Origin of the sequence: Enterobacter sp. 296B2, from assembly GCF_034106185.1 — a bacterium.
Taxonomy (GTDB): domain Bacteria; phylum Pseudomonadota; class Gammaproteobacteria; order Enterobacterales; family Enterobacteriaceae; genus Enterobacter; species Enterobacter cloacae_N.
In genome coordinates this window covers 1-13,158 of the sequence record NZ_JAWNCA010000022.1, presented here as the reverse complement: position 1 = coordinate 13,158, position 13,158 = coordinate 1, and the positions used below count along the sequence as shown (strand labels likewise).

Below are 13,158 nucleotides of genomic sequence, written 5' to 3'. Positions count from 1 at the left end.
TGATCGCTCAATGAAAGTCAGGAGGGGAGAATAACAGCGTGGTAGTATAGCGAGCCTAATCCATACCACTCAAGGCACGATCATGGCAAAAACAGCAGCAGCACTGCATATCCTTGTTAAAGAAGAGAAACTGGCTCTGGATCTTCTGGAGCAGATTAAAAACGGTGCCGACTTCGGCAAGCTGGCGAAGAAGCACTCTATTTGTCCGTCAGGCAAGCGTGGCGGCGATTTAGGTGAATTCCGTCAGGGTCAGATGGTTCCGGCGTTCGATAAAGTGGTTTTCTCCTGCCCGGTGCTGGAGCCAACCGGTCCGCTGCATACCCAGTTCGGTTATCACATCATTAAAGTGCTGTATCGGAAATAAACAGCAAGGCCTTCTCTTAGAGAAGGCCTTTAATGTTTGCACCCTCTCCCCGTGGGAGAGGGTCGGGGTGAGGGCATCAGCCCGCACCTGGTGTTAACCTGCTACCGCGATACGTTTCATATCGGTCATGTAGCCACGCAGTTTGTGGCCCACTTTCTCGATCTGGTGGCTGCGAATGGCTTCGTTTACGTCACGCAGCTGCGCGTTGTCTACCGCACCTTCCGCAATCGCTTTGCCCAGATCGCCCGTCTGCAGGGTGGTCATGAACTCTTTCAGCAGCGGTACGCAAGCGTAAGAGAACAGGTAGTTACCGTATTCTGCGGTATCAGAGATAACCACGTTCATTTCGTACAGACGCTTACGGGCGATGGTGTTCGCAATCAGCGGCAGCTCGTGCAGAGATTCATAGTACGCAGACTCTTCGATGATGCCAGAATCCACCATGGTTTCGAACGCCAGCTCAACGCCTGCTTTCACCATCGCGATCATCAGTACGCCTTTATCGAAGTACTCCTGCTCGCCGATTTTACCTTCATACTGCGGCGCGGTTTCGAACGCGGTTTTACCGGTCTCTTCACGCCAGGTCAGCAGTTTCTTGTCGTCGTTCGCCCAGTCCGCCATCATGCCGGAAGAGAACTCGCCGGAGATGATGTCATCCATGTGTTTCTGGAACAGCGGCGCCATGATGGTTTTCAGCTGCTCAGAGAGTGCAAACGCGCGCAGTTTGGCCGGGTTGGACAGGCGGTCCATCATCAGCGTAATCCCGCCTTGCTTCAGCGCTTCGGTGATGGTTTCCCAGCCGAACTGAATCAGTTTTTCCGCATAGGCCGGGTCGGTACCTTCTTCCACCAGCTTGTCGAAGCAGAGCAGAGAACCGGCCTGCAGCATGCCGCACAGAATGGTCTGCTCGCCCATCAGGTCAGATTTCACTTCGGCAACGAAGGAGGATTCCAGAACGCCCGCACGGTGGCCGCCGGTCGCCGCAGCCCACGCTTTGGCAATCGCCATACCTTCGCCTTTCGGATCGTTTTCAGGGTGAACCGCGATAAGCGTCGGTACGCCGAAGCCACGCTTGTACTCTTCGCGTACTTCCGTACCCGGGCACTTCGGCGCCACCATCACTACGGTGATGTCTTTACGGATCTGCTCGCCCACTTCAACGATGTTGAAGCCGTGGGAGTAGCCCAGCGCGGCGCCGTCTTTCATCAGCGGCTGTACGGAGCGCACTACGTCTGAGTGCTGCTTGTCTGGCGTCAGGTTAACAACCAGATCCGCCTGCGGGATCAGCTCTTCGTAGGTACCCACTTTGAAGCCGTTTTCGGTCGCTTTACGCCATGAAGCGCGCTTCTCGGCAATCGCTTCTTTACGCAGGGCGTAGGAGATATCCAGACCGGAGTCACGCATGTTCAGGCCCTGGTTCAGGCCCTGTGCGCCACAGCCGACGATGACCACTTTTTTACCCTGAAGGTAGCTTGCGCCATCGGCAAATTCGTCACGCGCCATGAAGCGGCATTTGCCCAGCTGCGCCAGCTGCTGGCGCAAGTTCAGTGTATTAAAGTAGTTAGCCATGGGTGATACCTCGTGATGTTGTGTGTCTTATAGTTCGGTTCGCGTTTCAGCGAGAATGTACCCACATTACAACAGGAAATTTATTGCGGAAATTGATATATTCACAACGTCATATTGCAATTTTTGCAATGTAAAAAGAGGGAGTGGAATCGGTGGATTTACGCGATCTAAAAATGTTCCTGCACCTGGCGGAAAGCCGCCATTTTGGCCGCAGTGCCCGGGCGATGCACGTCAGCCCCTCCACGCTTTCGCGCCAGATCCAACGCCTTGAGGAAGACCTCGGCCAGCCGCTGTTCGTACGCGATAACCGTACTGTCACCCTCACGGAAGCGGGAGAAGAGCTGCGCATTTTTGCCCAGCAGACGCTGTTGCAGTACCAGCAGCTGCGGCACGCCATCGATCAGCAGGGGCCATCGCTCTCCGGCGAACTGCATATTTTCTGCTCCGTGACCGCCGCCTATAGCCATCTGCCACCCATTCTCGACCGCTTCCGCGCAGCCCATCCGTCGGTTGAGATTAAGCTCACCACCGGCGACGCCGCCGACGCCATGGAAAAAGTGGTGACGGGCGAAGCGGATCTCGCCATCGCCGGGAAACCCGAAACCCTGCCGGGGGCAGTGGCGTTCTCGATGCTGGAGAACCTGGCGGTGGTACTGATTGCCCCGGCGCTGCCCTGCCCGGTACGTAACCAGGTCTCAGTGGAAAAACCGGACTGGTCCACGGTGCCGTTTATCATGGCCGATCAAGGGCCGGTGCGTCGCCGCATCGAGCTGTGGTTCCGCCGTCAGAAAATCAGCAATCCGTCGATATACGCTACCGTCAGCGGTCATGAGGCGATGGTGTCAATGGTGGCGCTCGGCTGCGGCGTAGCGCTGCTGCCGGAAGTGGTGCTGGAAAACAGCCCGGAACCAGTGCGCAATCGCGTGATGATTCTGGAACGCAGCGATGAGAAAACACCGTTCGAGCTTGGCGTGTGCGCACAAAAAAAGCGGCTGCATGAGCCGCTTATTGATGCGTTCTGGAAGATATTGCCGAACCACTAGCCCGCCAGAAAGAACCTGAACGCCGGGTTATGGGTTTCGTCGTGGCACTCATAACCCAGCTCGTTCAGCCGCGTTTCGAAATCCGGCTCGTGCTCGCCCAGTTCGAACGCCGCCAGCACGCGGCCGTAGTCGGTGCCGTGGCTGCGGTAGTGGAACAGAGAGATGTTCCAGTGCGTGCCCAGCGTGTGCAGGAACTTGAGCAGCGCGCCCGGCGATTCCGGGAATTCGAAGCTGAACAGGCGTTCCTGGAGTGGCTTCGATGGACGCCCGCCGACCATGTAGCGCACGTGCAGCTTCGCCATCTCGTCGTCAGAAAGATCGACCACGCTGTAGCCGCCGTTATGCAGCAGGCTAAGGATCTCTTTGCGCTCCTCCACGCCACGGCTCAGACGCACGCCGACAAAAATGCAGGCGTCTTTGGCATCGGCAAAGCGGTAGTTGAACTCCGTCACCGAACGACCGCCCAGCAACTGGCAGAACTTGAGGAAGCTGCCCTTCTCTTCCGGAATCGTCACCGCCAGCAGCGCTTCCCGCTGTTCGCCCAGCTCGCAGCGCTCGGAAACGTAGCGCAAGCCGTGGAAGTTCACGTTCGCACCAGACAGCACGTGCGCCAGCCGCTCGCCGCGAATGTTGTGCTGCGCGATGTATTTTTTCATCCCCGCCAGCGCCAGCGCGCCGGACGGTTCCGCCACAGCACGCACGTCCTCGAACAGATCCTTCATCGCCGCGCAGATCGCGTCGCTGTCTACCGTGACGATATCATCGAGATATTCCTGGCACAGGCGGAAGGTTTCGTCGCCAATGCGCTTCACCGCCACGCCCTCGGCAAACAGCCCGACGCGCGGCAGGTCGACCGGATGGCCGGCATCCAGCGCCGCCTTCAGGCAGGCAGAGTCTTCCGCTTCAACGGCGATGACTTTGATCTGCGGCATCAGCTGTTTGATCAGCACCGCCACGCCCGCCGCCAGCCCACCGCCGCCCACCGGGACGAAGACGCGGTCGAGATGCGCATCCTGCTGCAGCAGTTCAAGCGCCAGCGTGCCCTGCCCGGCAATCACCATCGGGTGGTCGAACGGCGGCACCCAGGTAAAACCCTGCTGCTGCGCCAGCTCGATCGCTTTGGCTTTCGCTTCGTCAAAATTGGCACCGTGGAGCAGTACTTCCCCGCCGAAACCGCGGACCGCGTCGACTTTGATGTCTGCGGTAGCGACCGGCATCACGATCAGCGCTTTCAGCCCCAGACGGGCCGAGGAGAAGGCAACGCCCTGGGCGTGGTTGCCCGCCGACGCGGTAATCACGCCGCGCGCTTTCTGCTCGTCGGTCAGCCCGGCCATCATCGCGTAGGCGCCGCGCAGCTTGAAGCTGTGCACCGGCTGGCGGTCTTCGCGCTTGACCAGGATAACGTTATCGAGGCGCGAAGAGAGTTTTTCCATTTTCTGCAGGGGCGTGACCTGCACGGCTTCATATACTGGCGCGCGTAGCACCGCTCTCAGGTATTCCGCCCCCTCGGGGGCGGCGGATAAGGGTTGAGACTCGGCCATCATTAGCCCCCAAGTTTAGATTTATCGCGCACCGCGCCTTTATCTGCACTGGTGGCAAGGCTCGCGTAAGCGCGCAGGGCGAAGGAGACTTCACGCTGGCGATCTTTTGGCGTCCAGGCTTTGTCGCCGCGCGCTTCCTGCGCTTCACGACGGGCCGCAATCTCCTGGTCGCTCAGCTTCAGCTGAATACCACGATTCGGGATGTCGATTTCGATCAGGTCACCGTCTTCGATGATGGCGATGTTGCCGCCGCTTGCCGCTTCCGGGGAAACGTGGCCGATAGAGAGGCCGGAGGTGCCGCCGGAGAAACGCCCGTCGGTGATCAGCGCGCAGGCTTTACCGAGTCCCATGGATTTCAGGAAGGTGGTTGGGTAGAGCATCTCCTGCATGCCCGGACCGCCTTTCGGCCCTTCGTAACGAATGACAACCACGTCGCCTTCCACCACTTTGCCGCCGAGGATGGCGTCTACCGCTTCATCCTGGCTTTCGTACACTTTCGCCGGACCGGTGAATTTCAGGATGCTGTCGTCCACGCCCGCGGTTTTCACGATGCAGCCGTTTTCCGCAAAGTTACCGTACAGCACGGCCAGACCGCCGTCTTTGCTGTAGGCATGCTCCAGCGAGCGGATGCAGCCTTCGGCACGGTCATCGTCCAGGGTATCCCAACGGCAATCCTGCGAGAACGCCTGCGTGGTGCGAATACCGGCAGGGCCTGCGCGGAACATCTTTTTCACCGCGTCGTCTTTGGTCAGCATCACGTCGTACTGGTCCAGCGACTCCGGCAGCGTCAGGCCGAGCACGTTTTTCACTTCACGGTTCAGCAGCCCGGCGCGATCCAGCTCACCCAGAATACCGATGACGCCACCGGCACGGTGCACGTCTTCCATATGATACTTCTGGGTACTCGGCGCGACTTTACACAGCTGCGGCACTTTACGGGACAGCTTGTCGATGTCGCTCATGGTGAAGTCGATTTCGGCTTCCTGCGCGGCGGCCAGCAGGTGCAGAACGGTGTTGGTAGAGCCACCCATCGCGATATCCAGCGTCATAGCGTTCTCGAACGCGGCTTTGCTGGCGATGCTGCGCGGCAGCGCGCTGGCGTCGTCCTGCTCGTAGTAGCGTTTGGTCAGCTCAACGATGCGCTTACCGGCATTAAGGAACAGCTGCTTACGGTCGGCGTGGGTCGCCAGCAGCGAGCCGTTGCCCGGCTGAGAGAGGCCCAGCGCTTCGGTCAGGCAGTTCATGGAGTTAGCGGTGAACATCCCGGAACAGGAGCCGCAGGTCGGACACGCGGAGCGCTCTACCTGGTCACTCTGCTCGTCTGAGACTTTCGGGTCCGCGCCCTGGATCATCGCATCGACCAGGTCGAGCTTGATGATTTTGTCGGAGAGCTTGGTTTTCCCCGCTTCCATCGGGCCGCCGGAGACGAAGATCACCGGAATATTCAGGCGCAGGGAGGCCATCAGCATCCCCGGGGTGATTTTGTCGCAGTTGGAGATGCAGACCATCGCATCGGCGCAGTGGGCGTTAACCATGTACTCAACCGAGTCGGCGATCAGCTCGCGCGACGGCAGTGAATAGAGCATGCCACCGTGCCCCATCGCAATACCGTCATCCACCGCAATGGTGTTGAACTCTTTCGCCACGCCGCCTGAGGCTTCGATTTGCTCGGCAACCAGTTTGCCGAGATCGCGCAGGTGCACGTGGCCCGGTACGAACTGGGTGAAGGAGTTCACCACGGCGATAATCGGCTTGCCGAAATCGGCGTCGGTCATTCCGGTGGCGCGCCACAGCGCGCGGGCTCCCGCCATATTACGGCCGTGGGTGGTGGTGGCTGAACGATACTTAGGCATGCTTTATTGACTCCCGTCTGACTATTTAATGGGACGGTGGTGCGTGCCGTCCCAAATTTATGCTTAGTGATTAACCTGATCTAACCAGCCGTATTTATCTTCTGTTTCGCCGGTGAAGAGGCCAAAGAACGCTTGCTGAATGCGCTTGGTGACCGGGCCACAGCGGCCTTCGCCCACCTGGATACCGTCTACACTGCGCACCGGCGTGATTTCAGCTGCCGTACCGGACATGAACACTTCATCGGCCAGATACAGGGATTCGCGGGACAGCACCTGCTCGCGCACTTCGATACCCAGATCTTTCGCCAGCTTGATGATGGCGTCACGGGTGATGCCCGGCAGCGCGGATGAGGTGAACGGCGGCGTGAAGAGGATGCCGTCTTTCACTTCAAACAGGTTTTCGCCCGCACCTTCAGAGATGTAGCCGTTCACGTCGAGGGCGATGCCTTCCTGATAGCCGTGGCGGCGCGCTTCGCTGCCGACCAGCAGTGAGGAGAGGTAGTTACCGCCCGCTTTCGCGGCGGTCGGGATGGTGTTTGGCGCCACGCGGTTCCAGGAAGAAACCATTGCGTCGATCCCCTGATCCAGTGCTTCTGCGCCCAAGTAGGCGCCCCACGGGAACGCGGCAATGATCACATCGGTGTTGTAACCGGCCGGCGGGTTCACGCCCATGCCGACGTCACCCACGAAGACCAGCGGACGAATATAGGCGCTGGTCAGTTTGTTCTGGCGAATCACTTCGCGGCAGGCTTCCATCAGCTCATCAACGCTTTGAGAGACCGGGAAACGATAAATTTTGGCTGAGTCATGCAGACGCTGCATGTGTTCGCGATGGCGGAACACCACTGGCCCTTTGTGAGAATCGTAGCAGCGGATGCCTTCAAACACGGAGGTACCGTAGTGCAGCGCGTGGGACATCACGTGGACCTTCGCGTCCTCCCAGCGAACCATCTCACCGTTGAACCAAATGTAATCAGCTTTTTTTGTCGTCATTTTTTCGTCCTGTCACGCTCAAGCGCGGATTTGTTGTGATGTGGTTGTGCTCTGGCAGATGGCAACATGGGCAACGTCTACCAGCTTTGATAACTGACTAAACAGTAAGTCGACCGGCCGCGGGCTGGCAACGGTTAATTCGATACTGATGTTTTGCGCGTCGGTGGCGGTTTCCATATTCATAGAGCAAATCTGAAAACCACGGTGACGGACCACGCGCAAAACGCGTTCTAAAGTTTCCGGGTTGAAGCGAGCCTGCACGGCGACCTGATGTTGCATCATGATAATTTCTCCAGCATTTGTGAGTTACTGGCACCGGGCGGTACCAACGGCCAGACGTTCTCAAGCTCGTCGATTGAGACATGAAGCAGGTATGGCCCTTCGCTTGAAAGCATGGTGTCGAGTGCCGCTTCAACCTGGTCTTTACGGGTGATGTGCTGACCAGGAATGCCGAAGGCGCTGGCCAGAGTGAGGAAATCGGGGTTATCGGTCAGGGTTGTTTCGCTGTAACGCTCCTGGAAAAACAGCTGTTGCCACTGGCGAACCATCCCTAAACGCTGGTTATCGAGCAAGACGATCTTCAGCGGTAACTGCTTGCGCTTCACGGTGCCCAACTCCTGAACGTTCATCATGAAGGAGCCGTCACCGGAGATACAGATAACGGTATCGTTCGGGCGGGCTACCTGTGCGCCTACGGCTGCCGGCAGGCCAAACCCCATGGTGCCTAAGCCGCTGGAGGTGATGAAGTTTTCCGGGCGGGTGTAGGTCATGTGTTGTGCGGACCACATCTGATGCTGTCCCACATCCGTTGTCACCACGCTGTCTGCCGGCTTACGGTCGGAGAGCTGTTTCAAGAGCAGCGGCGCGTAGATGGCCTCTCCGGGATGGTCGTAACGCCAGGCGTGCTCGGCGCGCATGTCTGCGGTGTGCTGACGCCATGCATTGATATCCAGCGGCTGCTGCAATGCCGGTAACAGCGCGTTGAGATCGCCCTGCAGCGCGATATGCGCCTGACGCAGCTTGTTCATCTCCGCCGGGTCGATATCCATATGAATAACTTTGGCATTCGGTGCGAAGGTATTGAGCTTGCCGGTGACGCGGTCGTCGAAACGAGCCCCCACGGCAATGAGCAGATCGCACTCCTGCACCGCCAGGTTTGCCGCCTTGGTGCCATGCATTCCCAGCATGCCGAGGTAGTACGGGTAGTCCGCGTCGACTGCGCCCAGACCTTTCAGCGTGCAGGTAGCGGGCATCTGCGTCACCGCGATAAATTCGCGCAGGGCAGGAACGGCCTGCGCCATGCCTACACCACCGCCGACATAGAGCATCGGCTGTTTCGCCTGCGCCATCATCTGACGCGCCTCTTCAACGTCTGCATGCGGGAATGCTTCGTTGCTTTCAACGGTAGAGAAGTGCGGCTCCAGATCGCCGAGTGCAACCTGAATATCTTTCGGGATATCCACCAGAACCGGGCCAGGACGGCCAGAACTGGCGACCTCGAACGCTTCGGCCATCACGCGAGGCAGCTCTTCGAGAGATTGAACGAGGAAGCTGTGCTTGGTGCAGGCCAGCGATAAGCCGAGGACGTCGACTTCCTGAAAGGCATCGGTACCAATGAACGGAGAGGCTACCTGACCGGTAATCGCCACGACGGGGACGGAATCGAGCAGCGCATCAGCCAGGCCGGTGATCAGGTTCGTTGCACCCGGACCTGAGGTCGCCATGCACACGCCTGTTTTACCTGTCGCACGGGCATAGCCAATGGCTGCCATCGCTGCGCCCTGCTCGTGTCGGCACAAGAGGTGTTCCACGCCGCCGTCATACAGTGCATCGTAAATCGGCATAATTGCGCCACCCGGATAACCGAATACTGTCTCGACTCCCTGCGCGCGCAACGCATGTACTACCCATTGTGCCCCATTCATAGTTAGTTCCCCGTCATAAATCTGGAGAAACAGAATTTTATGCTAGTGTTCATTCTCTGCTCCTCGTTTAAGTTTTTTAGTCATAAAAAAACCCCCGGACCTTTCGGTGCGGGGGTCTTAGTTCGTTAAGGCTTGATTTCTAAGCCTTTCCTCGTCCAAGTGCAGCCCCGCACGGTGGGATAATAATCACCACCACGCTAATCACGACCAGGCTAATCACTCGTAGAAGGGCTGTCATTTTCAGTTCTTTTTGCATCTTGTTCGAAGGAATACCTAAAGAGTTATCACAGTTTTTAAATCAAACACAAGATTTATTTATGACGGACTTGGTTAGCCAGCGAATCATTTCTCATGAAGATATTGTTTTATATAGGGAAATTTTGGAATGAATTTTTTTCATTTTTTTCCTGACGTTCTTAACGTCAAAACGGGGGTTTTTATACTCTGCGAGGGTGCTTCCACAGTTATGCAATGGTTTCACTGTGCTAGCAAAATCTCTGAACAGGCAGCGTAAATACACCAAAAGACGCTAAACAGAGAAAACGGGCAATGGCACAGTCACACCAGGAGGTAATACAAATGTCACTGTCAGTTGTTTATACGCGAGCGGCTCTCGGGGTGAAGGCTCCGCTTATTTCCGTAGAGGTTCATTTGAGTAATGGCCTCCCCGGACTCACGCTTGTTGGGTTACCTGAAACCACGGTCAAAGAGGCCAGGGACCGCGTTCGTAGTGCAATAATAAACAGCGGTTATACCTTCCCCGCAAAGAAGATCACCATCAACCTTGCCCCCGCTGACCTGCCTAAAGAGGGTGGGCGATATGATTTACCTATCGCAATTGCGCTTCTCGCGGCTTCTGAGCAACTTAATACGACCAGGCTAGGCTCGTACGAGTTCGTGGGTGAACTCGCGCTCACAGGCGCATTGAGAGGCGTTCCCGGTGCGATATCGGGAGCGCTGGAAGCAATACGTGCAGGGCGGCAAATCGTTGTGGCCAATGAAAACGCATCAGAAGTGAGTCTTATTGCAGAAAAGGGATGCCTCATCGCAGGGCATCTCCAGGAAGTGTGCGCCTGGCTGGAGGGCCGGCACGAACTGTCCGAGCCGGAAGAGTGTGACGAGGCTATAGCGGATGCGCCAGAAGACCTCAGCGAGATCATGGGACAAGAGCAAGGGAAACGGGCGCTGGAGATTACGGCAGCGGGTGGTCACAATCTTCTGCTGATTGGCCCGCCGGGTACGGGCAAAACCATGCTGGCAAGCAGGCTGAGCGGGTTGCTCCCGCCGCTTAATAACCATGAAGCGCTGGAAAGCGCTGCCATCTATAGCCTTATCAGTTCAACGTCGTTGCATAAACAGTGGCGCCGCCGTCCTTTTCGTTCCCCGCATCATAGCGCTTCGCTGACGGCAATGGTCGGCGGTGGGTCTATTCCGGGGCCGGGTGAGATCTCACTGGCACACAATGGCATTCTGTTCCTCGATGAGCTGCCTGAATTTGAGCGGCGCGTGCTGGATGCACTGAGGGAGCCCATTGAATCCGGTGAGATACATATCTCACGCACGCGAGCCAAAATAAGCTATCCCGCCCAGTTTCAGCTTGTCGCAGCGATGAATCCCAGCCCGACGGGTCACTACCAGGGAAACCATAACCGCTGTACGCCAGAGCAAACGCTGCGCTATCTGGGAAAGCTTTCCGGCCCGTTCCTCGATCGTTTCGATTTATCACTGGAAATCCCCCTTCCGCCGCCGGGCCTGCTAAGGCAGACGCGTACACAGGGTGAAAGCTCAGCGACTGTACGCGAGCGGGTTATCGCGGCGCAGGCACGGCAGTACGCTCGACAAAACAGACTGAATGCACGGCTGGATAATGCCGGGATCCGACAGTTTTGTTCTCTTAACGCTGAAGATGCGGGATGGCTGGAAGAGACGCTGACGCGCTTTGGGCTTTCCATACGTGCGTGGCAGCGCTTGTTAAAAGTAGCCAGAACCATTGCTGACGTGGAGGGCTGTACTGGCATTGAGAGGAAACATTTGCAGGAAGCGTTGAGCTATCGGGCGATCGATCGTTTGCTTTTGCATCTACAAAAGTTACTGGCATAAAAAAGGGGCCGTAGCCCCTTTTTCTTAATCGTCAGACTCGGTGTAGTCTTCTGCACCTTCCATCTGCGGTTTACCGCCAGACAGCGTATGGAAACGTTTTGGACGCTTAATGCGAGCCATGTACTTGATCCATACACGTTCTGCTTCAGACTGCGGCTCACGCTCACCACGGCACACCGAGACAAACTGCTTTTCATCTTCGGTTGCAGGCTCACGTTTACCCAGATCCAGCTCGTTAAAGGCATAACCATGACGCTCAAGCAGCTGCGCCTCTTTGATGGTGAAATCGCCGTGACGAGAGAACCCGCGCGGATAATGTTTATTGTCGAAAAAACGATTAGTCGTCGTAAAGCTTTCCGCCATCCTACACGCTCCTAATTCTTTGGCCGAGCTATTTATGGCGCGGAGTATTAGTTACGCTTGACAGAGTGTAAAACAAAACATTTAAATCATAACGACAAATTATTTTGCGGAGAAAGATGTGGATACGGAATTGCTAAAAACTTTCCTTGAAGTGAGCAGAACGCGCCACTTCGGGCGAGCAGCTGAAGCCCTTTACCTGACGCAGTCAGCAGTCAGTTTTCGTATTCGACAGCTGGAAAATCAACTGGGTGTGAATCTTTTTACCCGTCACCGCAACAACATCCGTTTAACGCCCGCCGGTGAGAAACTGCTCCCGTATGCCGAAACGCTGATGAACACATGGCAGGCAGCACGCAAAGAGGTTGCCCATACGTCGAGGCACAATGAATTCTCAATAGGGGCCAGCGCGTCTCTGTGGGAATGTATGCTCAGTCAGTGGCTTACCCGGCTATATCACTCCCATGGCCATTTGCAATTTGAAGCCCGAATTGCGCAACGTCAGTCGCTGGTTAAGCAACTTCATGAGCGCCAGCTTGATCTTCTGATCACAACTGAAGCCCCCAAGATGGACGAATTTAGCAGCCAGATTGTGGGGCAGTTTGGTCTGGCGCTTTATGCCTCTGAGCCTTCGATGATGAAAGCAGACCTGACCTATTTACGCCTGGAATGGGGGCCAGATTTTCAACAGCATGAGACGGGATTGATTGCTCCTGATGATGTTCCACAGCTAACAACCAGTTCTGCCGAGATTGCCTGTCAGCAACTTCCCCTGTTGAAGGGTTGCACCTGGTTACCCGTTCGTTGGGCAGACACCAGGCCTGGATTGCATACCGTGGTGGATTCCACCACCCTTTCGCGACCACTATATGCAATTTGGCTGCAAAACAGTGATAAGCAATCGCAGATAAAAGATCTATTAAAAATCAATGTAATGGATTAATGATGAGGCCAGCAGAGATGCTGGCTGCATTTTAGAATGCGGAAATTTTCCCGAATTTCAGGCAAAAAAAATCCTTTGCCGAAGCAAAGGATTCTATATGGCAGGGGCGGAGAGACTCGAACTCGCGACACCCGGTTTTGGAGACCGGTGCTCTACCAACTGAGCTACGCCCCTAAAGTTTTTTGCCATTAAGCCTGCCATCACTGGCAGGCTTAATGTCTTAATAAGTGGCGGAACGGACGGGACTCGAACCCGCGACCCCCTGCGTGACAGGCAGGTATTCTAACCGACTGAACTACCGCTCCACCGAAGACTGCTTGTAACCACCGGATTAATGCACCGGCTTACTACTAAATTTGATGCCTGGCAGTTCCCTACTCTCACATGGGGAGACCCCACACTACCATCGGCGCTACGGCGTTTCACTTCTGAGTTCGGCATGGGGTCAGGTGGGACCACCGCGCTAA

The 13,158-nt window shown here is 56.5% G+C and carries 13 protein-coding genes, 2 tRNA genes and 1 rRNA gene; 4 read left to right on the top strand and 12 right to left on the bottom strand.

All coding sequences use genetic code 11. From position 1 onward, the window contains the following. The first annotated feature begins 82 nt into the window (after positions 1-82). On the top strand, positions 83-364 hold the full coding sequence (gene ppiC, locus URZ40_RS15940) for a peptidylprolyl isomerase PpiC (RefSeq protein WP_004886861.1): 282 nt from the start codon (positions 83-85) through the stop codon (positions 362-364). Positions 365-457: 93 nt separating this feature from the next. On the opposite strand, the gene ilvC is transcribed toward ppiC, so the two are convergent. Continuing rightward, positions 458-1,933, bottom strand: coding sequence for a ketol-acid reductoisomerase (ilvC, locus tag URZ40_RS15935; protein ID WP_045261004.1), 1,476 nt, complete (start codon positions 1,931-1,933; stop codon positions 458-460). A gap of 152 nt (positions 1,934-2,085) precedes the next feature. Between ilvC and ilvY the strand changes: the two genes are divergently transcribed. Further along, the gene (gene ilvY, locus URZ40_RS15930) at positions 2,086-2,976 is read left to right on the top strand and encodes an HTH-type transcriptional activator IlvY (protein ID WP_116343686.1); all 891 of its coding nucleotides are present in this window, start codon (positions 2,086-2,088) and stop codon (positions 2,974-2,976) included. On the opposite strand, the gene ilvA is transcribed toward ilvY, so the two are convergent. The 7 genes from ilvA to ilvL form a co-directional block, all read right to left on the bottom strand. Continuing rightward, positions 2,973-4,517 (bottom strand): threonine ammonia-lyase, biosynthetic, encoded by a 1,545-nt coding sequence (ilvA, locus tag URZ40_RS15925; protein ID WP_116343727.1) that lies wholly within the window; start codon positions 4,515-4,517, stop codon positions 2,973-2,975. The genes ilvY and ilvA overlap by 4 nt on opposite strands. Before the next feature lie 2 nt (positions 4,518-4,519). Then, positions 4,520-6,370, bottom strand: coding sequence for a dihydroxy-acid dehydratase (gene ilvD / locus URZ40_RS15920; protein WP_163330950.1), 1,851 nt, complete (start codon positions 6,368-6,370; stop codon positions 4,520-4,522). 63 nt (positions 6,371-6,433) lie between these two features. Then, positions 6,434-7,363: a branched-chain-amino-acid transaminase gene (ilvE, locus tag URZ40_RS15915; protein ID WP_003860182.1), complete on the bottom strand. Its 930-nt coding sequence runs from the start codon at positions 7,361-7,363 to the stop codon at positions 6,434-6,436. 18 nt (positions 7,364-7,381) lie between these two features. Continuing rightward, positions 7,382-7,645 (bottom strand): acetolactate synthase 2 small subunit, encoded by a 264-nt coding sequence (ilvM, locus tag URZ40_RS15910; RefSeq protein WP_003860184.1) that lies wholly within the window; start codon positions 7,643-7,645, stop codon positions 7,382-7,384. Then, positions 7,642-9,288 (bottom strand): acetolactate synthase 2 catalytic subunit, encoded by a 1,647-nt coding sequence (gene ilvG, locus URZ40_RS15905; protein WP_116343684.1) that lies wholly within the window; start codon positions 9,286-9,288, stop codon positions 7,642-7,644. Before ilvG ends, ilvM begins: the two co-directional genes overlap by 4 nt. A 2-nt stretch (positions 9,289-9,290) precedes the next feature. Next, positions 9,291-9,341: a peptide IlvX gene (gene ilvX, locus URZ40_RS15900; RefSeq protein ID WP_192985207.1), complete on the bottom strand. Its 51-nt coding sequence runs from the start codon at positions 9,339-9,341 to the stop codon at positions 9,291-9,293. 86 nt (positions 9,342-9,427) lie between these two features. Next, complete coding sequence (gene ilvL, locus URZ40_RS15895) at positions 9,428-9,526, bottom strand: ilv operon leader peptide (protein ID WP_001311244.1); 99 nt, start codon at positions 9,524-9,526, stop codon at positions 9,428-9,430. A gap of 341 nt (positions 9,527-9,867) precedes the next feature. On the opposite strand from ilvL, the gene URZ40_RS15890 reads away from it, so the two are divergent. Beyond that, positions 9,868-11,388 (top strand): YifB family Mg chelatase-like AAA ATPase, encoded by a 1,521-nt coding sequence (locus URZ40_RS15890; RefSeq protein ID WP_166712613.1) that lies wholly within the window; start codon positions 9,868-9,870, stop codon positions 11,386-11,388. Between the two features lie 24 nt (positions 11,389-11,412). Here the strand turns inward: URZ40_RS15890 and URZ40_RS15885 are convergent, their stop codons facing one another. Beyond that, entirely contained in the window at positions 11,413-11,751 is a 339-nt protein-coding gene (locus URZ40_RS15885; protein WP_008501577.1) for a DUF413 domain-containing protein, read from the bottom strand. Positions 11,752-11,869: 118 nt separating this feature from the next. On the opposite strand from URZ40_RS15885, the gene hdfR reads away from it, so the two are divergent. After that, the gene (hdfR, locus tag URZ40_RS15880) at positions 11,870-12,691 is read left to right on the top strand and encodes an HTH-type transcriptional regulator HdfR (protein ID WP_116343682.1); all 822 of its coding nucleotides are present in this window, start codon (positions 11,870-11,872) and stop codon (positions 12,689-12,691) included. Between the two features lie 98 nt (positions 12,692-12,789). Here the strand turns inward: hdfR and URZ40_RS15875 are convergent. The 3 genes from URZ40_RS15875 to rrf all read right to left on the bottom strand — a co-directional run. Then, positions 12,790-12,865: transfer RNA gene (locus tag URZ40_RS15875), tRNA-Trp, on the bottom strand. A gap of 54 nt (positions 12,866-12,919) precedes the next feature. Next, a tRNA-Asp gene (locus URZ40_RS15870) sits at positions 12,920-12,996 on the bottom strand. Between the two features lie 56 nt (positions 12,997-13,052). After that, a 5S ribosomal RNA gene (rrf, locus tag URZ40_RS15865) occupies positions 13,053-13,158 on the bottom strand; the annotation flags it as partial.

What these genes read in the sequence shown, in the direction of transcription:
- ilvL (WP_001311244.1), bottom strand. Translation starts at nt 9,526, where the DNA reads ATGACAGCCCTTCTACGAGTGATTAGCCTGGTCGTGATTAGCGTGGTG.
- ilvC (WP_045261004.1), bottom strand. Translation starts at nt 1,933, where the DNA reads ATGGCTAACTACTTTAATACACTGAACTTGCGCCAGCAGCTGGCGCAG.
- ilvM (WP_003860184.1), bottom strand. Translation starts at nt 7,645, where the DNA reads ATGATGCAACATCAGGTCGCCGTGCAGGCTCGCTTCAACCCGGAAACT.
- ilvA (WP_116343727.1), bottom strand. Translation starts at nt 4,517, where the DNA reads ATGGCCGAGTCTCAACCCTTATCCGCCGCCCCCGAGGGGGCGGAATAC.
- ilvD (WP_163330950.1), bottom strand. Translation starts at nt 6,370, where the DNA reads ATGCCTAAGTATCGTTCAGCCACCACCACCCACGGCCGTAATATGGCG.
- URZ40_RS15890 (WP_166712613.1), top strand. Translation starts at nt 9,868, where the DNA reads ATGTCACTGTCAGTTGTTTATACGCGAGCGGCTCTCGGGGTGAAGGCT.
- ilvG (WP_116343684.1), bottom strand. Translation starts at nt 9,288, where the DNA reads ATGAATGGGGCACAATGGGTAGTACATGCGTTGCGCGCGCAGGGAGTC.
- ppiC (WP_004886861.1), top strand. Translation starts at nt 83, where the DNA reads ATGGCAAAAACAGCAGCAGCACTGCATATCCTTGTTAAAGAAGAGAAA.
- URZ40_RS15885 (WP_008501577.1), bottom strand. Translation starts at nt 11,751, where the DNA reads ATGGCGGAAAGCTTTACGACGACTAATCGTTTTTTCGACAATAAACAT.
- ilvE (WP_003860182.1), bottom strand. Translation starts at nt 7,363, where the DNA reads ATGACGACAAAAAAAGCTGATTACATTTGGTTCAACGGTGAGATGGTT.